At 72.1% G+C, this 19500-nt stretch carries 20 protein-coding genes; 14 read left to right on the top strand and 6 right to left on the bottom strand.

Annotated elements, in window-relative coordinates; translation table 11 throughout:
• The first annotated feature begins 174 nt into the window (after window positions 1-174).
• The 6 genes from AC3IPY_RS18045 (at window position 175) to AC3IPY_RS18020 (ending at window position 5153) form a co-directional block, all read left to right on the top strand.
• Window positions 175-1242 (top strand): IS110 family RNA-guided transposase, encoded by a 1068-nt coding sequence (locus AC3IPY_RS18045; RefSeq protein WP_489185656.1) that lies wholly within the window; start codon window positions 175-177, stop codon window positions 1240-1242.
• A 122-nt stretch (window positions 1243-1364) separates the two neighbouring features.
• Entirely contained in the window at window positions 1365-2156 is a 792-nt protein-coding gene (locus AC3IPY_RS18040; RefSeq protein ID WP_489185655.1) for an ABC transporter ATP-binding protein, read from the top strand.
• A complete protein-coding gene (locus AC3IPY_RS18035) occupies window positions 2153-3478 on the top strand; it encodes an FtsX-like permease family protein (protein ID WP_489185654.1) in 1326 nt (441 codons plus the stop codon). Before AC3IPY_RS18040 ends, AC3IPY_RS18035 begins: the two co-directional genes overlap by 4 nt.
• 123 nt (window positions 3479-3601) lie before the next feature.
• Window positions 3602-3979 (top strand): chorismate mutase, encoded by a 378-nt coding sequence (locus AC3IPY_RS18030; protein ID WP_489185653.1) that lies wholly within the window; start codon window positions 3602-3604, stop codon window positions 3977-3979.
• A complete protein-coding gene (locus AC3IPY_RS18025; protein ID WP_489185652.1) occupies window positions 3976-4899 on the top strand; it encodes an SDR family NAD(P)-dependent oxidoreductase in 924 nt (307 codons plus the stop codon). Before AC3IPY_RS18030 ends, AC3IPY_RS18025 begins: the two co-directional genes overlap by 4 nt.
• Complete coding sequence (locus AC3IPY_RS18020) at window positions 4896-5153, top strand: hypothetical protein (RefSeq protein WP_489185651.1); 258 nt, start codon at window positions 4896-4898, stop codon at window positions 5151-5153. Before AC3IPY_RS18025 ends, AC3IPY_RS18020 begins: the two co-directional genes overlap by 4 nt.
• On the opposite strand, the gene AC3IPY_RS18015 is transcribed toward AC3IPY_RS18020, so the two are convergent.
• Entirely contained in the window at window positions 5143-6444 is a 1302-nt protein-coding gene (locus AC3IPY_RS18015) for an alpha-D-ribose 1-methylphosphonate 5-triphosphate diphosphatase (protein ID WP_489185650.1), read from the bottom strand. The two genes, AC3IPY_RS18020 and AC3IPY_RS18015, sit on opposite strands and share 11 nt — an antisense overlap.
• The gene (locus tag AC3IPY_RS18010) at window positions 6441-7172 is read right to left on the bottom strand and encodes a GntR family transcriptional regulator (protein WP_489185649.1); all 732 of its coding nucleotides are present in this window, start codon (window positions 7170-7172) and stop codon (window positions 6441-6443) included. The genes AC3IPY_RS18015 and AC3IPY_RS18010 overlap by 4 nt, the downstream gene beginning before the upstream one ends.
• A 246-nt stretch (window positions 7173-7418) precedes the next feature.
• Here AC3IPY_RS18010 and AC3IPY_RS18005 point away from each other — a divergent pair, with 246 nt between their 5' ends.
• The 8 genes from AC3IPY_RS18005 to AC3IPY_RS17970 all read left to right on the top strand — a co-directional run bounded on the left by AC3IPY_RS18005 (window position 7419) and on the right by AC3IPY_RS17970 (window position 15519).
• The gene (locus AC3IPY_RS18005; RefSeq protein WP_489185648.1) at window positions 7419-8345 is read left to right on the top strand and encodes a phosphate/phosphite/phosphonate ABC transporter substrate-binding protein; all 927 of its coding nucleotides are present in this window, start codon (window positions 7419-7421) and stop codon (window positions 8343-8345) included.
• Window positions 8346-8414: 69 nt separating this feature from the next.
• The gene (gene phnC / locus AC3IPY_RS18000; protein WP_489185647.1) at window positions 8415-9251 is read left to right on the top strand and encodes a phosphonate ABC transporter ATP-binding protein; all 837 of its coding nucleotides are present in this window, start codon (window positions 8415-8417) and stop codon (window positions 9249-9251) included.
• Window positions 9251-11050: a phosphonate ABC transporter, permease protein PhnE gene (gene phnE, locus AC3IPY_RS17995; protein WP_489185646.1), complete on the top strand. Its 1800-nt coding sequence runs from the start codon at window positions 9251-9253 to the stop codon at window positions 11048-11050. Before phnC ends, phnE begins: the two co-directional genes overlap by 1 nt.
• Entirely contained in the window at window positions 11047-12228 is a 1182-nt protein-coding gene (locus AC3IPY_RS17990) for a TIGR03364 family FAD-dependent oxidoreductase (RefSeq protein WP_489185645.1), read from the top strand. The genes phnE and AC3IPY_RS17990 overlap by 4 nt, the downstream gene beginning before the upstream one ends.
• Window positions 12225-13130 (top strand): HAD family hydrolase, encoded by a 906-nt coding sequence (locus AC3IPY_RS17985; RefSeq protein WP_489185644.1) that lies wholly within the window; start codon window positions 12225-12227, stop codon window positions 13128-13130. The genes AC3IPY_RS17990 and AC3IPY_RS17985 overlap by 4 nt, the downstream gene beginning before the upstream one ends.
• A gap of 2 nt (window positions 13131-13132) precedes the next feature.
• Window positions 13133-14314: an alcohol dehydrogenase catalytic domain-containing protein gene (locus AC3IPY_RS17980; RefSeq protein ID WP_489188367.1), complete on the top strand. Its 1182-nt coding sequence runs from the start codon at window positions 13133-13135 to the stop codon at window positions 14312-14314.
• Window positions 14315-14354: 40 nt separating this feature from the next.
• Window positions 14355-15044, top strand: coding sequence for a hypothetical protein (locus AC3IPY_RS17975; protein ID WP_489185643.1), 690 nt, complete (start codon window positions 14355-14357; stop codon window positions 15042-15044).
• Between the two features lie 55 nt (window positions 15045-15099).
• Window positions 15100-15519: a pilus assembly protein CpaE gene (locus tag AC3IPY_RS17970; RefSeq protein WP_489185642.1), complete on the top strand. Its 420-nt coding sequence runs from the start codon at window positions 15100-15102 to the stop codon at window positions 15517-15519.
• Between the two features lie 42 nt (window positions 15520-15561).
• Here the strand turns inward: AC3IPY_RS17970 and AC3IPY_RS17965 are convergent, their stop codons facing one another.
• The 4 genes from AC3IPY_RS17965 to purL form a co-directional block, all read right to left on the bottom strand.
• A complete protein-coding gene (locus tag AC3IPY_RS17965) occupies window positions 15562-16107 on the bottom strand; it encodes an OsmC family protein (protein ID WP_489185641.1) in 546 nt (181 codons plus the stop codon).
• A gap of 96 nt (window positions 16108-16203) precedes the next feature.
• The gene (locus AC3IPY_RS17960; protein WP_489185640.1) at window positions 16204-16458 is read right to left on the bottom strand and encodes a hypothetical protein; all 255 of its coding nucleotides are present in this window, start codon (window positions 16456-16458) and stop codon (window positions 16204-16206) included.
• Window positions 16458-16976: an NUDIX hydrolase gene (locus AC3IPY_RS17955; RefSeq protein ID WP_489185639.1), complete on the bottom strand. Its 519-nt coding sequence runs from the start codon at window positions 16974-16976 to the stop codon at window positions 16458-16460. Before AC3IPY_RS17955 ends, AC3IPY_RS17960 begins: the two co-directional genes overlap by 1 nt.
• A 111-nt stretch (window positions 16977-17087) precedes the next feature.
• On the bottom strand, window positions 17088-19421 hold the full coding sequence (gene purL / locus AC3IPY_RS17950; RefSeq protein ID WP_489185638.1) for a phosphoribosylformylglycinamidine synthase subunit PurL: 2334 nt from the start codon (window positions 19419-19421) through the stop codon (window positions 17088-17090).
• Between the last annotated feature and the right edge of the window lie 79 nt (window positions 19422-19500).

Genomic DNA, 19500 nt, shown 5'->3' with positions numbered 1-19500 from the left:
TGATGTCATGCGCTGGATTTGTCGGCCCGTCCGGGATCACCGTTCACGCGGTTCGGAAGGCCGGACCGGGCGTGGGGATGTGACCTAATAGGACCCTGTCCACCGACTCTTCAATGTCTTGTCCGCCCGGCCCGGTGAGGTCATCCAATCGATCACTCGAAAGGAGACACCATCATGGTAGCCACACAGGCTGCGCCCCCACAGGCTCGGATCATCGTCGCCGGCGTCGATACGCACACGCACACTCATCACGTCGCGGTACTCGAGCTGACCGGTGCGCTGCTCGGCGATGCCGAGTTCCCGGCCGACACGGGCGGGTACCAAGCACTCCTGGACTGGGTCAGCGGGTTCGGCGTCATCGACCGGATCGGGATCGAGCTGACCAGCTCCTACGGGGCGGGCCTGTCCCGGCACCTGAGCGCCGCCGGGATCGAGGTCGCCGAGGTCGACACGACGGACAAGGCCACCCGCGCCCGACAGGGCAAGGACGACCGGATCGACGCGATCGCCGCCGCACGGAAAGTCCTCGCGGGGATGGCGGGCACGACACCGAAGGACACCACCGGTGTGGTCGAGTCCATCCGGATGCTGACCCTGGTCCGCGACTCCGCCGTTCGGGCGCGCACGCAAGCGTTGAATCAGCTCAAGGACCTCCGGGTCACCGCGCCCGCACGGCTACGCGAACGCCTCGATGGGATGACCTTGCCAGCCCTGGCACGTGAAGCCGTGAAGTTCCGCCCCGACCCGGCCCGGCTGGCCGAGCCTGAGCAGGCAACCAAACTCGCCATGAAACGCCTCGGCATGCGCATCGATGATCTCCTGACCGAGATCACCGCCGCCGACCGGGACCTGACCGCCCTGGTCGCCGCGACCGCCCCGACCCTGTACGCCAGACCCGGGATCGGGGTGCATACCGCAGCCCGGTTCCTCATCACCGCTGCCGCGAACATCGACCGCATCCCCAGCGATGCCGCGTTCGCGAGACTCTGCGGTGCGGCCCCGGTCCCCGTGTCCTCAGGCCGGACCCACCGCATGCGACTGCACCGCGGCGGGGACCGACAAGCGAACCGGGCACTGCACATGGTCATCATCGGCCGCATGAAACACGACCCAGAAACACGCGCCTACATCCAACGCCGACTCACCGAAGGACTCTCAAAACGCGACACCATACGAGCCCTCAAACGCTACGTCGCCCGCCAAGTCTTCAACGACCTCAAAACCGACCTCACCCCGACTTGACATCCATAGGACCATCCGGCGGGACGCCGCTTCCTCGCGTACATCTGAGGGCGGATGCCGCGGGGTGAGGGATCATCCGCAAGCCCGACGCGCCCGGCGGCCCCGTCGAGCAGGCTTGGAGCATGAGTTCGTACGTGATCGAGGCATCCGGCCTCAGCAAGTCCTTCGGATCGACCATCGCGCTCGCGGGGGTCGACCTCTCGGTGCGCACCGGCGAGTCGCTCGCCATCATGGGGGCGTCCGGGTCCGGCAAGACGACGCTGCTGCACTGCCTCGCCGGCATCACCGCCCCCGACACCGGAACGGTCGGCTTCCGTTCCGGCGCCGGGGCCGTGATGGTCACCGGGCTCGGCGAGCGCGAGCGTTCGCGGCTGCGGCGGGAGGCGTTCGGGTTCGTCTTCCAGCAGGGGCTCCTCATTCCGGAGCTCACGGCGGTCGAGAACGTCGCGCTCGCCCTCATGCTGAACGGGATGCCGAGGGCCGCCGCCGAGGGGCATGCGCGGGGCTGGCTCGCCGCCCTCGGCCTCGCCGGCATGGAGGATCGCCGCATCGGCCAGCTCTCGGGTGGGCAGGCGCAGCGCGTCGCCATCGCCCGCGCGCAGGTCACCGGCGCGCTCGTGGTCTTCGCCGACGAGCCGACCGGCGCGCTCGACTCGCACACCTCCGCCGAGGTCATGACGGCGCTGCTCGACTCCACCACCGGACAGGGGCGCACGCTCGTGGTCGTCACGCACGACGCGGATGTCGCGGCCCGATGCTCTCGCGTCGTCGACATGCGCGACGGACGCATCGTGGGCGAGCGGCAGACCTCGTCGCCCTCGGTGGCCGGGTCGGCCGGGTCCGCCGATGTGGCCGCGTCCGCCGCGGCCGCCGGGGCGCCCGAGGCGGCAGGCTCGCCCGAGGTCGTCGCGTGATCGCCCGCGTCGCCTGGATGCTCGCGCGGCCCGGAACCGGCGGGGTCGCGGCATCCGTGCTGCCCGTGGTCGCGTTCGGCATCGTGACCGCGCTGCTCGCGCTCGTCGCGGGTGGCGCCCAGACCTTCTTCACGTGGAACGACGACACGGCGATGCTCTACCAGGTGCTCGCGGTCATCGCCCTCGTGCTGCTCGTCGTTCCGCTCGTGTCGCTCGGCGGGGCGGCCGCACGACTGTCGGCCCGTCGCCGCGACGACCGGCTCGCGACCCTGCGCCTGCTCGGCGCGACCCCGTCGACCGTGCGCACGCTGGCCGTGCTCGAGGCATCCGTGCTGGCCTTCGTGGGCGCCGTCGCCGGGGTGCTCGTCGCGCTGCTGGTCGCTCCGGCGATCGGGCTCATCCACTTCCGCGGCGAGGCGCTCGGCACCGCGGCCGTCGTGCTGCCGTGGTTCGTGCTCGTCGCGGCGCCGTTCGCCATCGCCGCGCTCGCCGCGGTCAGCGCCGTGCTCGGCCTGCGGCAGGTCGTCATCTCGCCGCTCGGCGTGCGCACGCGTCAGGACGCGCCGCGCCTGCACTGGGTGCGCGTCGTCATCGGCGTCGGCGTGGTCGCGATCGCCTACGGCATCACGAGCGCGATCGGCGTCGCCCAGGTCGCGCTCGTGCTCATCACGATGCTCGCGGTCGCCTTCGGCGGCACGCTCGCCGTGCTGAACCTCGTCGGGCCGTGGGTGCTGCGCCTCGTCGCGACCGGCCAGGCGCGACGCGCGAAGACCCCGGCGCGCCTGCTCGCCGCCCGCTCGGTGCTCGAATCGCCGAAGGTCGCGTGGCGACAGGTCGGCGGCGTGGCCATGACGAGCTTCATGGCCGTGTTCGCGGGCGTCGGTGTCGGGCTGCTCGATGCGGCGGTCACCGGCGGGGACGCGTCATCGCAACTGCTGCTCGAGGACATCCGCACCGGCATCCTGATCACCGTGGTCGGCTCGTTCCTCATGGTCGCCTGCTCGGTCGGCGTGAACCAGGCCGCCGCGACCCTCGATCGCGCCGACCTGTACCGCAGCCTCGACATGCTCGGCATGCCCGTCACCACGATGGATGCCGCGCGCCGCCGCTCGGTCATGTCGCCGCTGCTCATCACGACGATCGGGTCGGCCGTCATCGCCGCGGTCGTGCTGCTGCCGCTCACCGGCATCTCGCTCATCATCGCGCCGCTCTCACTCGTGACGGTCGCCGCGGTGCTCGCCGCCGGCGTCGGCATCGTCTGGGTCGGGATCGCCGCGACGCGACCCGTGCTCGAGCGGGCGGCGCAGCCCGTCGCCGGGTAGCGCTCCCGTCGGTCGAGTAGCGAAGCGTATCGAGACCCGTGCCCGTGCTGGTCTCGATACTGCGGTGGCGCGCCTCCTCGACCGGCGGGTGTTCGACCGGCGAAGCGCCGGTAGGGTCGAAGCATGACTGGTGGGCCCATCGACGAACGTGATGCCGCGATGACCGAGCTGCTCGGCATCCGATCGAGCATCGACAACATCGACGCGGCCCTCATCCACCTGCTCGCCGAACGCTTCAAGTTCACGCAGAAGGTCGGCCGGCTGAAGGCGGAGCACGGGCTGCCGCCCACCGACCCCGACCGCGAGAAGCGCCAGATCGCGCGCCTGCGCGACCTGGCGATCGACGCGCACCTCGATCCGGCGTTCGCCGAGAAGTGGTTCAACTTCGTCGTCGCCGAAGTGATCCAGCACCATGAGGAGATCGCGGGCGCCGCCCCGGCGCGAACCGCCGCGCCGACGGCCGAGTCGGCCGCGTCGGCCGAGGGCCCCGCGGGCGCATGACCTGGTACCCGCTCGCGCTGCCGCCGCAGGCGGGTCACCGATTCCTCGTCACGGGCGCCAACGCGGGCCTGGGGTTCTTCACCGCCGCGAGGCTCGCGGCCGCCGGCGCGCAGGTCGTGCTCGTCGGGCGCAGCGCCGAGCGTCTGGATGCCGCGACCTCGGCGATCCGCAGCGTTCGGCCCGCGGCATCCGTCGAATCGCTCGTGATCGACCTCTCCTCGCAGCGCTCGGTGCTGGCCGGCACCGACCGGCTGCTCGACCAGGCGCCGCTGAACGGCGTCGTCGCCAATGCCGGCATCGTGCACACGCCGAAGACCCGCGAGGTCTCGATCGACGGTGACGAGCTCGTGCTCGCCACGAACGTGCTCGGGCACTTCACCCTGCTCGGCCGGCTGCTGCCGCACCTCGCGCTCGGCGCGCGCATCGTCTCGCTCGGGTCGCTGTCGACGCTGCTCTCGACGTTCCGCATCGACGACCTGCAACTCGAGCGCGGGTACGACTCGTGGCGTGCCTACGCGCAGTCGAAGATCGCGCTGCAGTCCTTCGCGTTCGAGCTCGACCGGCGCCTGCGCGCCGCGGGCGTCGCCGTCTCGAGCGTCGTGGCCCAACCCGGCTACTCGATCAGCGGCTGCACCCCCACCGTGCCCGGCGTCAACGAGCCGAGCCGCGGCGACCGCTTCGTCGATGCCCTGCAGGGTGCGGCCTGGGCGCAGGGCAAGCACCGCGGCGCCGAGGTCGGCCTGCATGCCCTCACCGGGGCGGATGTCACGGGCGGGCAGTTCTGGGGGCCGCGATTCCTGACCCGTGGCGAGCCGGCGCTGCAGACGCCGGCTCGCGTGACCACGAAGCCCGCGATCGGAGAGAAGGTCTGGGCCTTCGCCGAGGAGGCGACGGGGCGGGCGTTCCCCGTCGGCGCATGAGTTCGCGCGAACTCCCGGGTGGGTCCGGCCACGACCCGGTGGGCCGAGACGGCCGCGAGCCGACGCGCGATTCCGGCCGCGTGCCGATCTTCGCGCGGCCGCGCGTGCGACGCGTCCTCTCGCGCATCGTCGTGATCGTGGGCGCGGTGTTCGCCGTGGCCGGGGTGCTCACCGGGCGTTACGGCTACCTCGTCGTCGGCATCGTCGTGATCGGCCTCGGCGCAGCGCTCGGGCCGGGCCGCATCAGGCGCTGAGCGGCTCGGTCGCGGCATCCGCGTCGGCACCGCGCACCGGCTCGCGGTCGCGTTTCGGAGCAGGCTCGGGCTGCCGCAGCGTCGCGAGCACGCGCGGCCAGTCCGCCTGGGCGTCGACGAGCACGAGGTCGGCGCGCAGCCCCGGCCAGAGCGACCCGCGGTCGTCGAGCCCGACCGCACGCGCCGGGCCGTCGGTGACGAGCCGCACCGCGCGGGGGAGCGAGCAGCGCCCCTCGCGCGCGAGCCGGAACGCCGCCGCGAGCTGGGCCGACGGCAGGTAGTCCGATGCCAGCGCATCGACCAGGCCCGCATCGACGAGCTCGCCGGCCGAGACGTTGCCGGCGTGCGACCCGCCGCGCAGCACGTTCGGGGCGCCCGCCACGACGAGCAGCCCGAGCTCGCGTGCGCGCGCCGCGGCCGCGAGCGTCGTCGGGAACTCCGCGACCGCTCCCCCTCGTGCCGCGAGGGCGTCGACATCATCAGGCGTCTCGGGGTCGTGGCCGAACAGCCGGATCCGCCCCGCAAGGGCGAGGTCGCCGAGTCGGGCCAGGGTGCGGTCGCGCAGCTCGAGCCGCTCGTCGCGGGTGGCGCGCCACCACTCGACGTGCTCGGCGGCCCGCGACTCGTCGAGTCGTTCGCCCTCGACGAGCCAGCGCCGCATCGTCGCCGGATCGGCGTATTGCCCCTGCCCCGGCGTGTGGTCCTCGTGCGAGACGACGAGCACGTCGTCCGGGCGGCCCGCGAGCCTCGCCTCGAACGCCGCGACGCCCGCGGGGCAGCGCACGTCGAGCCGGTGCAGGAGGCGCGTGTCGGGGCTCTGCGACTCGAGGTCCGCGACGAGGTCCTCGGCGCTCGGCGACCCGATCGGCAGGCCGACCGCGCTGCGCTCCTGGTAGGCGACGCCGTGGAACGCGGTCGTGATGCCGGCGGCGGCCAGCCGCCCCTCGAGCGAGGCGAGCGCGAAGCCGACGGGAACGGATGCCCCGGGCCGGGGCCGAAGCTCGCGCATGAGCGCATCGCCGTGCACGTCGACGAGCCCCGGCAGGCAGAACGCGCCGCGGCCGTCGACGTCGGCACGGAACCCGGGCGGATGCGGCGACACGTCCTCGATGCGTCCGCCGCGCACCACGACGCGGGCGTCCTCGAGCACGGTGCCGGGCAGCACGGCCGTGACATGGCCCAGCGTGTACTCGGCCGGAGCCTCGCCGAGCGGCCACGCCGCGGCATCCGCCGTCATGCTCGCGGCGAGGCTCGCGCTCGCGGGCACGGCGGTGGGCAGGGCCGCCGTCATCGCCGCGCCTCGCGGGCGGGCGCGATGAGCTCGAAGACGACGCGGATCGCATCGGCCCGGATCCAGCGTTGGGTGAAGCACAGCAGGCGCCCCGACCGCGCATCGCGATTGACGCTCTCGACGAGCCAGACCGGATCGCCCGGCGTGCACTCGAGCTCGTCGGCGACCTCGTCGCCCGCCACCTCGATGCTCGCCCTGGACGAGGCGCGTTCCGGCTCGGCGCCCGCCATCTGGCGGAGGATCTCGTGCAGCGACGGCTCGTGCCGGATCGCCGTCGCCAGTTGCGGCAGCACGTCGACCGGGACCCACTCGTCGCCCCAGGACGCGGGCAGCTCATCGGTGAACGACCGGCGCCGAAGGCGGAAGCACGCGTCGCCGGGGGATCGCTCCAGCCGTTCGGCGACCGTGCGCGGCATGTCGACGACCTCGCATGAGCGCACCAGGCTCCGCGGCACCGCGCCGGCCTCCCGCACGGAGCGGCTCCACGACGGCGCGCGGCCCGACGAGATGACGTAGTCGATGCGCCGCGCCGTATAGGTGCCGCCGCCCTTGACCCGGCGCACGAGCATGCGCCGCTGCAACTCCTGGAGCGCGGCGCGCGCGGCGGCCCGGCCCACGCCGAACCGCTCGGCGATCTCGTGCTCCCCGGCGACCTTCGCGCCGGGCGGCAGCGCGACGAACTCGACCGCCAGCGCATCGGCGATGTCGCGGAACTTCGTCTCCGGCACCCGCGCAGTCTCGTGCACGCGGGTGAACCGCAGGTGAAGTCCGCGGCAGCCCGGCGCAGCGACGCCGACGACCGGCGCGCACCGCCCGCGCCCACGACCTGATCGAACAGCCGCGCCGCCTCGCCGTTCGCGGTTCACTCACCCGTAACCATGTGGTCGGGCGGCGTTGGCGGCCGCTGCCTACCGTGAACCACCGGAACGCACACAGCATGCGCCGCACCGGGCGCACACCACGAAAGGTTTCCGATGAGATTCACCCCCAAGGCCGTCGTCGCACTCGGCGCCGCCGCACTGCTCACCGTGGGCCTCGCGGCCTGTTCGTCGGCCAGCGCCGACACGTCCGACGAGGCCTCGGCCGCTGCGGGCACCTTCGCCGTCGACGAGAACACGCTCGTGTTCGGCGTCGTCCCCGACTCGGTCGACACCGAGACCAACTACCAGCCGCTCATGGACTACATCGCCCAGGAGACCGGCAAGACCGTCGAGTACCACGAGTCGACCGACTACGCGGCGCTCATCGAGGCCGCCGTCGCCGGCAAGATCGACGTCGCGTCGTTCTCGGGCTTCACGTACGTCACGGCCAAGAACAACGGCGCCGCCATCACGCCCGTCTCCTCGATCGTCACCGACGAGGGACAGGAGCCCGGCTACTACTCGCAGGCGATCGTGCCCGTGGGCAGCGACATCACCGACCTCGCGGGCTTCAAGGGCAAGAAGGTCTGCTTCGTCGACCCGTCGTCGACCTCGGGCTACCTGTTCCCGTCGTACAACCTGCTCGAAGAGGGCATCGACCCCGAGACCGACGTCACGCCGGTCTTCGCGGGCAAGCACGACGTCTCGGTGGCCAAGGTCGGCGAGGGTGTGGAGTGCGAGGCCGGCTTCGCCGAGGACAGCGAGGTCGAGAAGAGCGACAAGGTGAAGGTCATCGCCGAGACCATGGTCCCCGGCGCCCCGATCGTCGTCTCCGACACGCTCCCCGCCGAGCTCAAGGCGCAGCTGACCGACATCCTCAGCGAGGTCACGATCGACGACATCATCGCCTCGGGCGTCGAATCGGCCGACTCCGACGGATTCCGCAGCGTGTTCTACGCGACCTCGCCCGTCGACGATGCGTACTACGACACCATCCGCGACATCTGCAAGGTCACCAACGCGACGCAGTGCCAGGGCTGATGCCCTGACCGACCGGCCCGGCGGAGCCCCCGCCGGGCCGGTCCGACACATGGAACACGGGAGAAGGACATGAGCGAGACATCCGTCATCGAGGTCGAGGGCCTCACGAAGCGGTTCGGCGACACGGTGGCGTTGGGGGACGCCGCCCTGAAGGTCGACCGCGGCGAGATCGTCGTGCTGCTCGGTCGCTCGGGCTCGGGCAAGTCGACGCTGCTGCGGCACCTCGACGGCCTCGAGACGCCCACCTCGGGCTCCGTGCGCGTGCTCGGCCAGGAGGTGCCGTCCCTCACCGGGCGGCGCCTCCGGGCCCTGCGCGGCCGCGTCGGGTTCGTGTTCCAGCAGTTCGAGCTCGTGCCGTCGCTGACCGTGCTCGAGAACGTGCTCACGGGTTCGCTCGCCGAGCTCCGCGGGCCGCGCCTCGGGCTCTGGTCCTACCCGAAGAAGCTCAAGCTGGCCGCCCTCGGGCACCTCGACCGGGTCGGCCTGCTCGACCGTGCGTACCAGCGCGCCGACACGCTCTCGGGAGGGCAGCAGCAGCGCGTGGCCATCGCCCGCGCCCTCATGCAGGAGCCCGAGATCCTGCTCGCCGACGAGCCCGTCGCCTCGCTCGACCCCGAGTCGAGCGCACAGGTCATGGCACTCATCCGCGAGATCGCGCTCGACGCGGGCCTCACCGTCGTCTGCAGCCTGCACCAGGTCGACCTCGCGCTCTCGTGGGGCGACCGCATCGTCGGCCTCCGCCACGGCGAGGTCGTGCTCGACACCCCGGCCTCCGGCCTGTCCAAGGCCGAGGTCATGGAGATCTACGGCAAGGTCGTCACCTCCACCAGCGAGCTCTCCGCCATCGAGACCGAGCTCACCGCCGAGGTGCCGGATGCCGCGCCCGTGACGGAGCCGGTGCGCTGATGCCTCCCGTGCTCGCCGAACCGCGGCCCGGAGGGGATGCGCCGCCGCGCCCGTCCGCCGCGCCCGACACCGTGCTGGACCGTGCGCCGAAGCGCGTCGTCTCGCCGGAGCGCATCGCCGCCTCGCTCACCCTGCTCGCCATCGTCGGTATCGCGATCTACGCGATCGCCGAGTCGGGAATCTCGATCCCCTCGCTCTTCGAGAGCTGGGGCAACGCCGAGCGGTTCTTCGCGCGCGTCGGCGGCATCGAGTTCCCGCCCGCGGCGGAGCTCGCGCAGCTCACCGCCCTCACGCTCGGACTCGTCATCTGCGGCACGCTCTTCGCGGCCGTCATCTCGGTGCCCGTCGCCTACCTCGCGGCGTCGAACACGACGCCCGGCCGGGGCTGGCAGGCATTCGGCCGGTTCATCACGGTGCTCACCCGCGCCATCCCCGACGTCGTGCTCGCGATGGTCTTCGTGCTCATGTTCACGATCGGCACGCTGCCGGGCATCCTCGCCATCGGCATCCACTCGATCGGCATGATCTCCAAGCTCTTCGCCGACGCCATCGAGCAGATCGACGAGGGTCCGCGCCTCGCGATCCGTGCCGCCGGCGGCTCGAAGCTGCAGGAGTTCACCAGCGGCATCCTGCCCCAGGTGCTCCCGTCGTGGGTGGCCACGGTGCTGCACCGCAACGACATCAACCTTCGCGGCTCGGTCGTGCTCGGCTACGTCGGCATCGTGGGACTCGGCATGGAGATGTCGTTCGCGTTCAAGTCGCTGAACTACTCCGAGGGCCTCGGCATCGCGATCGTCATGTTCCTGCTCTGCGTGGCCATGGAGATCGTCTCGAGCGTCATCCGCACCGCGATGCTCGGCGTGGCGCCGACCCGACGCGGCATCGGCGACCGGGTCGTGCGCGGCGTCGCGAACGCGCGTGCCCGCCGCACTTCCGCCACGACATCGAGACGAGCGGATGCCGCGACCGGCAGCTCACCGCAGTTCGAGGCGTCCGTGGCATCCGACCTCGAGGCGGCGCTCCGCCGTCCGTGGACGGCGACCCGCATCCGCAACACCGCGTGGGGCTGGATCACGCTCGCCGTCATCGTCGCGAGCGTGCTCGTGTGCAACATCCAGTGGGGCGACCTCATCACCTTCTGGGCCAAGGTGCCCGCGGTCGCGGCGAAGTTCTGGCCGCCGAACTTCGGCAACTACGACGCCTCGACCATGTTCACCGCGATGGGCCAGACGATCATGATCGCGCTCGCGGCGACCCTGATGGCCGTGGTCGTGTCGATCGTCGTCGGCTCGCTCGCCGCCCGCAACGTGGCGCCGAACGGCACCGTGCGCGGCACGTTCCGGCTGCTGCTGCTCGTGATCCGCGGCATCCCCGAGCTCATCCTCGCGATCGTGCTCATCGTCATCACCGGCCTCGGGCCGCAGGCGGGCACGCTCGCCCTCGCGTTCGGCGGCATCGGGCTGCTCGGCAAGCTCATCGCCGACTCCTTCGAGGAGGTCTCCGCCGGGCCCGAGCGCGCGGTGCGGGCGACCGGGGCGAGCCGCACGCAGGTCTATGCCTCCGCCACGGTGCCGCAGGGCACTCGGGCACTCATCGGCCACAGCTTCTACCTGCTCGACACGAACATCCGCGCGGCCACGATCCTCGGCATCGTGGGCGGCGGCGGCATCGGCTACTACCTGCTGAACGCCGGGCAGGGGTCGAACTACCAGGTCGTCACGTCGATCGTGTTCATGATCCTCGTGACGGTGCTCATCGTCGAGGGCATCGCGGTGTGGATGCGGCGGGTGTTCCGATGAGCGGCGCGGGAATCGGCTCGCGGTTCGACCTCGCCGTCGTCGGCGGCGGCATCGTCGGGCTGGGCACGGCGCTCGCCGCCCGTCGTCGCGGAATGAGCGTCGTCGTGATCGAACGCGGCAGCGAGGCCTCCGGCGCCTCGATCCGCAACTTCGGCCACCTCTGCATCACGCCCCAGGCGGGCCTCGCGCGCGAGTTCGCCCTCGTGGCCCGGCAGCGCTGGGTCGAGCTCGCCCGCGACGCCGGCGTGTGGCTGCGCGAATCGGGCACGCTCGTCGCGGCACGCCACGACGACGAGCTCGCGCTGCTCGAGGAGTTCGCCGCAACGCGCGGCGACGAGGTCGAGCTGCTCGACGCCCACGAGGCCGAGGAGCGGATGCCGCTGGCCGGCGGTACCTCGGTCGGCGGAGCGTTCCTGCCGCAGGACCTGCAGGCCGATCCGCGTCAGGCCGTCGCCGCGCTCACCGCGCACCTCGCACGACTCGGTGTGGAGTTCCGCATGCGCACGACCGTGACGGGCGTGCGACCCGGCCGCGTCGAGACGAGCCGTGGCCCGATCGACGCCGGGGCCGTCGTCGTCGCGGCGAACCATGACCTCGACCTGCTGTATCCCGAGGTCGCGGAGCAGCGCGGCATCGTGCGCTGCGGCCTCGACATGATGCGGGTCGTCATCCCCGACCTGCGGATGCCGCTGGCGGCGCCGCTGCTCACCGGCTGGTCGCTCGTGCGCTACAGCGGGTTCGCGGCGACGGTCGCGGCATCCGCCCTCCGCGATCGCCTCCATGCCGAGCATCCCGCACTGGCCGCGCTCGACCTCAACCAGATGTACACGCAGCTGCCCGACGGGTCGGTGATCGTCGGCGACACGCACTACCGCGGCGCGACCGTCGCCCCCTTCCAGCCCGAGATCGCGTTCGAGGCGCTGCTCGAGGTCACGCGCGAGCTCTTCGGCGTCGAGCCGCCGCGCGTCATCGAGCGCTGGCAGGGCGTCTACGCGAGCGGACCCGACGACTTCCTCATCGAGGAGGTCGAGCCCGGCGTGCACCTCGCCGCCGCGACCACCGGCATCGGCATGACGACCGGGCTCGGACTCGCCGAGCGCGTCGTCTCCACCATCGCCGACGGCGCCACCGCAACCCCTACGACCACCAGCCACACCACGCAGAGAGGCGCATCATGAGCACCCGAGACCCGAAGACCGCATCCGACCTGCTCGAGGGGGCCGACACGCTCGACGCGCTGGACGGGACCGAGCTCGACGACGCCCGCCCCGAGCCGTCCGAGCGCGAGGGCTGGGATCTCGACGACGAGGGCCAGGGCGAGGACTTCGCGTTGCTCGACGACGACGAGGACGACGAAGAGGACGGCGAGATCCTCATCGAGCTGATCGTGCTCGACATGGCCGGCACGACCGTCTCCGACGACGGGCTCGTCGAGCGCGCGTTCGCGCTCGCCGCCGAGCGCAGCGGCATCGCCGTCGGCGACGACTTCGACGGGGCCCTGCAGTACGTGCGCGACACCATGGGCCAGTCCAAGATCGAGGTCTTCACCGCCCTCGCCGACGGCGACCTCGCCGCGGCCGAGCGCGCGAACGCCGAGTTCGAGGGCGCCTACGCCGAACTCGTGGGCCAGGTCGGCGTCTCGGAGATCCCCGGGGCGCGCGCCGTCATCGAGCAGCTGCACGCGGCCGGGGCATCCGTCGCCCTCACCACCGGCTTCGCCCCCGTCACGCGCGACGCGATCATCGACGCGCTCGGCTGGCACGGCCTGGCCGACCTCGTGCTGTCGCCCGCCGACGCCGGCCGTGGCCGCCCGGCACCCGACATGGCGCTCACCGCACTCATGCGCACCCGCACCGACTCGGTCGAGGCGATGGTCGTGGTCGGCGACACCGTGAGCGACATCGAGTCGGGCGTGAACGCCGGTGCCGGCCTCGTGGTCGGCGTGCTCACCGGTTCCCACGACCGCGAGGCGCTCGAGGCCGCCGGCGCCGACGAGGTCATCGAGCACATCGGCGAGCTGGCGTTGCTCCTCGGCATCTCGGGCGACGCCGCGCGCGGCGACGGGCAGGGTGCCGCGTGACCATGCACACCGTCGCCAGACTCACCGAAGCCGATGTCCTCGTGAAGCCATCGCCCGTCGCGATGGTCTGGAACGAGCCCGGTCGACCGCTCGAGGCCCTCGCCGTCCCCGGCGTGCACCTCTCCGCCGGAGAGGCGCTCGTCGAGATCGAGCTCGCCACGATCTGCGGTTCCGACGTGCACACGGTGCTCGGCCACCGCCCCGCGCCGACGCCCCTCGTGCTCGGCCACGAGCAGGTCGGTCGCGTCGTCGCCCTCGGGCCCGACGCCGTGCGCTCCGACGGCAGCCCGCTCGAGCTCGGCGACCGCGTCGTCTGGTCGGTCACCGTGAGCTGCGGCGCCTGCGATCGCTGCGCGCGCGGGATCCCGCAGAAGTGCCGCAACCTCGCGAAGTACGGCCATGAGCGCGTGCACCGCGGCTGGGAGCTGTCGGGCGGTTTCGCGACCCACGTGCAGCTCCGCGCCGGCACGGCGATCGTCCGCATCGACGAGGACGTCCCCGCCACGGTCGCGGCGCCGGCCTCGTGCTCGACCGCGACCGTCGTCGCCGCCCTCGACGCGGCATCCGCTCGCATCGACCTCGACGACGCGATCGTGCTCATCACGGGCGGCGGCATGATCGGCCTGTCCGCGGCGGCCGTCGCCGTGGACGCCGGTGCGACCGTGATCGTCTCCGAGCCGGATGCCGCGCGCCGGGCGTTCGCCCGCCGGCTCGGCGCCCACACGGTCGACCCGCGTGCGAGGGCCGGCGCACCCGACCGACTCGACGCGGTGCTCGCCGGGCTGGCGGGCGACGGCGCCGGCGCGTCCGGCGGCGCCCCCCGTGAGGTGCTCGTCGCGATCGAGGCCTCGGGTTCGGCCGCGGGGGTGCGCACGGCCGTCGCGTCGGTGGGCACCGGCGGGGTCGTCGTGCTCGTCGGCAGCGTCTCGGGCGGAACCGAGCTGTGCGTGGACCCCGAGTCGATCGTGCGGCGCCTGCTCACGATCACCGGCGTGCACAACTACACGGCCCGACACCTCGAGCAGGCGGTCGCGTTCCTCGAGCGTTCCTGGCGGATCCTGCCGTTGGACGAGATGGTCGGCCCCACCCACGCGCTCGCGATGCTCGACCTCGCGCTCGAGGAGGCCGCGAGCGGCGGTCACATCCGCGTGGGCGTCGCGCCCGGGCGGCGGGCCGCCGGCTGAGCCGCTTCCGCCGGGGCCGGCTTCGGGGGAACATTGGGGGATGACCCCGAACCCCGGCCCCGACGGAGGCATCGACCGCGCGGGTGTCGACCGCGCGAGTGTCGACCGCGCGAGTATCGGCGGCGCCGGTTCCGGCGGCGCGAGCGGCAGTCCGAGCCGAGCGGATGCTGCGGGGCCGGCGTCCGACGTTCCGCAGGACGGACCCGACCGGCCGTACGAGCGCGCCGCAGCGCTCGTACGCCATCTCGCGGCGGCGGCCGCCACGGAACTCGCCGCGGCGGATGCGCGCCGGGAGGGGCTCGCCGACTACGTGCCCGAGCGGCGCGTGCTCGGCCTTCCGCGCGCCGCGCGCATGATGCCGACCGCGCGCGTCTGGCGCCTCGGGGTGCTGCTCGTCGCCGAGGACGGCGCGCTGCACGGCACCGGGCGCGTCGTGCGGGCCGAGCGCGCCGCGCGCCGCAGCGTCACGGCCGAGTCCGTCGCCGAGCAGCGGGCGCTGCGAGCCGCGGCCGTGAAGGGCGGAATCCCCGAGGGCGACACGGTCAACTTCGACACGCGACAGGTCGACCTCGACGATCTCGCCCGCACCGCGGCATCCGGCCCGCTCGTGGTGCGCGACGGCGAGGTGCTCGTGCGCTGGAGCCCGACCCAACCCGACGCCCTGGCCCAGTTCGAGCGGTACCTCGCCGAGCGCGTCGAACTGCTGGCACATCCGCCCGAGCGAGCGTGAAGGCGCGCCCGATTCGGGGCGTGACGCGGCGTCGGGTTCAGGGCAGCATGGGGAGATGATCAGCCGAGAGCTCGCGCTCGCCCTCCGAGACGCCGGACTCGTGTGGCATCCCGCCTCCGGTGATCGCTTCCAGCTCGACCTTCCCTCCCATGTCGAGGCCGAAGCGGAGGCTGACGTCTTCACCGTGAGCGAGATGACGATCGAGGCGCGTCGGCAGCCGACCGGCACGATCCTCGCCTTCAACGGCACGACCGAATGGGCGCTCGACTCGGTCGAACTCGCCGACGCGGTGTGGTTGCCGCGGGAGGATCAGCTGCGCGAGCTGCTGCGGGCGACGTTCCGGTCGCTCAGACGACTCGACGACGCCTTCGAGGTCGAGATCGAACTCGAAGGCGAACGGATGCGGTTCGAGCACCCTGACGTCGCCGAGGCCTACGGCTCGGCGCTGCTCGACCTGGTGAGCAGGTCGCGGTGACGGATCGCCCGGCGGCGGATGCGGTCAAACCTTCCGGCCGGGTCAGCCGAGCGAGACCGTCGTGGGAACCGGATTCGCGAAGAGGTCGAGCACGGGGCAGTGCGCGTCGACGACGCGCCGCAGTTCGTCGTAGCGTTCGGCGCTCTCGGGCCCGGTGAGCTTCACGGTGAGGCGCACCGCGTTGAAGCCCGCCCGCACGGACTCGTCGATGCCGAAGAGCTTGCGGGCATCGAGGTCGCCCTCGGCGTCGATCGCGACCTCGTCGACCACGATGCCGAGCGCGTTCGCGTAGAGCCGGTAGACCACGATCTGGCAGGAGATGAGCGCGCCGAGCGCGTACTCGACGGGGCTGGCGGCGAGGTCGTCGCCCGCGAGGGCGGCCGGCTCGTCGACGAGGAAGCGGTGCTTGCCCGCGGTGATCTCGCTCGCGACGGCACCGGTACCGCTGCCGGAGACCCGGTAGGTGAGGTGCGCGTTCGAGGTGTCTGCGGCGATGCGTTCCTGCCATGCGGCGCCGGCGGTGGCGAGTCGTTCGGCACGTTCGGCGGCGGAGGTCTCGGGCACGGTGACGGAGTCGATGAGTGTCATGCGCGCACGTTACCGATGCGCGCGGCACGGGTCATCCGTCGGCGTCACGGGGCGACCAGATCGTCACACGGGGTCATGCGGGCCGGGCCGCTCGGGTCAGTGCTCGGGGTCGCGGTCGGTACGCGACGGATGCGTCGACTGCTCCTGGATCGTCTCGATGACGTTCTGCTGCAGGCCCTTCTGCCCGGTGTGCAGTTCCTGATGCACCTCGAGCGAGCTCATGAGCGGGCTGAACGCCGTCCGCAGACGCTGACCGGGCTCGGCCCGCACCGCGCGCACGGTCATGCCGATGATGAGCGCCAGTACGAGGATGCCGGCGCCGATGCCGGTGGCCGTCGAGAGAAGCTGCATCACGCGGACCCTTCGCCTTCGGGCCCGAACCCGAACGTCGAGACGGTCGACAGCGTGCCGTCGCGCCAGTGCTCGAGCACGAACCGCTCGTGGTGCACGACCTGCTCGGGCAGGTCGGCAAGGTCGAACCAGGCGAGGTCGCTCGCCTTGTCCTCCTGCAGTGCGGGCTCGCCGGTCCAGTGGTGGCAGGCGAAGAACACGTCGAGGCGCTGGTCGACCGGCAGCCCGGTCGGAGCCGTGCGGTGCATGGCCGTCAGCGGCTCGAGGTCGACGGGGTCGACGACCACCCCGAGCTCTTCGAGCGCCTCACGAGCGGATGCCTCGTGCACGGACTCGCCCGCCTCGACATGTCCGGCCGCGCCGGCCGCCCACCAGCCGTCGTAGTAGTCGGTGTTCGCCCGTCGCTGCAGCAGCACCCGGCCCTCGCCGTCGACGAGGAACACGTACGCGGCGGGCACGAGGCTGAACCCGCCGTGCGCCACGGCATACGCCTCGGGGTAGGGCTGCGGGCCGGTCACCCGGTCAGTCTTGCACGCGGGAATTCCAGACGCGCCGCATGTTTCCGTTCGCGCCTGAGGTTTCCGAGCGAACGGAGACATCCGGCGAGAACGGAAACCTCGGGCGAGCGCTCAGTACCCGACGACGGGCCCGAACGCGTCGGCGAGCGGGGCGCGGTTGACACCGCGCAGCTCGTCGATCGAGACGGTGAACGCGCCCTGCACCTCGAGCGAGCCGGACGAGGCATCCGTCACGCCGATGCGACGCACGGGGTAGCCGCGGCCCTCGCAGAGTCCGCGGAACTTCACATCGTCTTCGCGGGGAACCGTGACGATGACGCGACCGGCCGACTCGGAGAAGAGCGCCGTCGCGACGTCGATGCCGGCGTCGCCCGTGACCTCGCCGAGGAACACGCGGGCGCCGACGCCGAAGCGCGACACGGCCTCGGCGAGTGCGATCGCGAGGCCGCCGTCGCTGAGGTCGTGCGCGGAGTCGATGAGCCCCTCGAGCGCCGCCGCGGCGAGCAGCTCGGCGAGCGTCTTCTCGCCCTCGAGCGACACGGCGGGCGGGCGACCGCCGAGGTGGCTGTGCACGGTGCCGGCCCACGCGGAGCCGTCGAGCTCGAGCGCGGTGTCGCCGAGCAGGTAGATGTTGTGGCCGTCGTCCTGCCATCCGCTCGGGATGCGGCGGGCGACGTCGTCGATCACGCCGAGCACGGCGATGACCGGCGTCGGGTGGATCGGCACGTCACCGGTCTGGTTGTAGAAGCTGACGTTGCCGCCCGTGACGGGGATGCCGAGCTCGAGGCATCCGTCGCTCAGGCCCTCGACGGTCTCGGAGAACTGCCACATGACCTCGGGGTTCTCGGGGGAGCCGAAGTTCAGGCAGTCGCTGACGCCCATGGGCTTGGCGCCCGTGACGGCGACGTTGCGGAACGCCTCGGCGAGCGCGAGCTTCGCGCCCTGGCGCGGGTCGAGGTAGGAGTAGCGGCCGTTGGCGTCGGTCGCGACCGAGACGCCCAGCCCCGACTGCTCGTCGACGCGGATCATGCCCGCGTCGTCGGGCGCGCCGAGCGCGGTGTTGCCGAGCACGTACGAGTCGTACTGGTTCGTGACCCACGCGGCATCGGCCTGGTTCGCCGAGCCGACGAGCTCGAGGAACTGCTCGCGGATCTCGTCGGGGGTGGCCGGTCGCTCGAGCTTCGCGGCGGTGTCGGCCTGCAGCGCGTCGATCCAGGTGGGGTAGGCGACCGGGCGCTCGTAGACCGGGCCGTCGACGGCGACGGTGCGCGGGTCGACGTTCACGATCTCTTGACCGTGCCACATGATGCTGAGGCGGCCGGTGTCGGTGACCTCGCCGAGCACGCTCGTCTCGACGTCCCACTTCTCGACGACCTTCAGGAAGCCCTCGAGTTTCTCGGGGCGCACGACCGCCATCATGCGCTCCTGGCTCTCGCTCATCAGGATCTCTTCGGGCGTGAGCGTGGGGTCGCGCAGCAGCACGTCGTCGAGCACGATGGCCATGCCGCCGTCGCCGTTGGAGGCGAGCTCGGAGGTCGCGCAGGAGATGCCGGCGGCGCCGAGGTCTTGGATGCCCTCGACGAGGTCTTGCTGGAAGAGCTCGAGGCAGCACTCGATGAGCACCTTCTCGGCGAACGGGTCGCCGACCTGCACCGCGGGGCGCTTGGTCGGGCCGCCCTCGGCGAACGTGTCGGACGCGAGGATCGAGGCGCCGCCGATGCCGTCGCCGCCGGTGCGGGCGCCGAACAGCACGACCTTGTTGCCGGCGCCCTTGGCGTTGGCCAGGTGCAGGTCTTCGTGGCGCAGCACGCCCACGGCGAGCGCGTTCACGAGCGGGTTGGCCTGGTAGACCGAGTCGAACCAGGTCTCGCCGCCGATGTTCGGCAGGCCCAGGCAGTTGCCGTAGAAGCTGATGCCGCTCACCACGCCGTGCACGACGCGGGCGGTGTCGGGGTGGCTGATGTCGCCGAACCGCAGGGCGTCCATGACGGCCACGGGGCGGGCGCCCATCGAGATGATGTCGCGCACGATGCCGCCGACGCCGGTCGCGGCGCCCTGGAAGGGCTCGATGTAGCTCGGGTGGTTGTGCGACTCGATCTTGAACGTGACGGCCCAGCCCTCGCCGATGTCGAGCACGCCGGCGTTCTCGCCCATGCCAACCATGAGGTGCTGCTTCATCTCGGGCGTGACCTTCTTGCCGAACTGGCGCAGGTAGACCTTCGAGGACTTGTAGGAGCAGTGCTCGCTCCACATGACCGAGTACATCGCGAGCTCGGCGCTCGTGGGGCGGCGGCCGAGGATGTTGCGGATGCGCTCGTACTCGTCGGGCTTCAGGCCCAGCGCGGCGTACGGCTGCTCCTTCTCGGGAGTGGCGGCGGCGACCTCGACGGTGTCGAGCACCTGCGTCGTCGGAACAGCGGTGTTGGCGGGGGCTTCAGTGGTCACGAGTGGCGAGCTCCAGAGAACGGCGGCGAGCGGATGCCGCGGGGCGAATGCCTGACCCGACCAGTCTACGTGCCCTCGG

The sequence above is a fragment of the Agromyces sp. GL_144 genome, from assembly GCF_057834305.1.
This window is presented reverse-complemented; position numbering and strand designations above follow the sequence as displayed.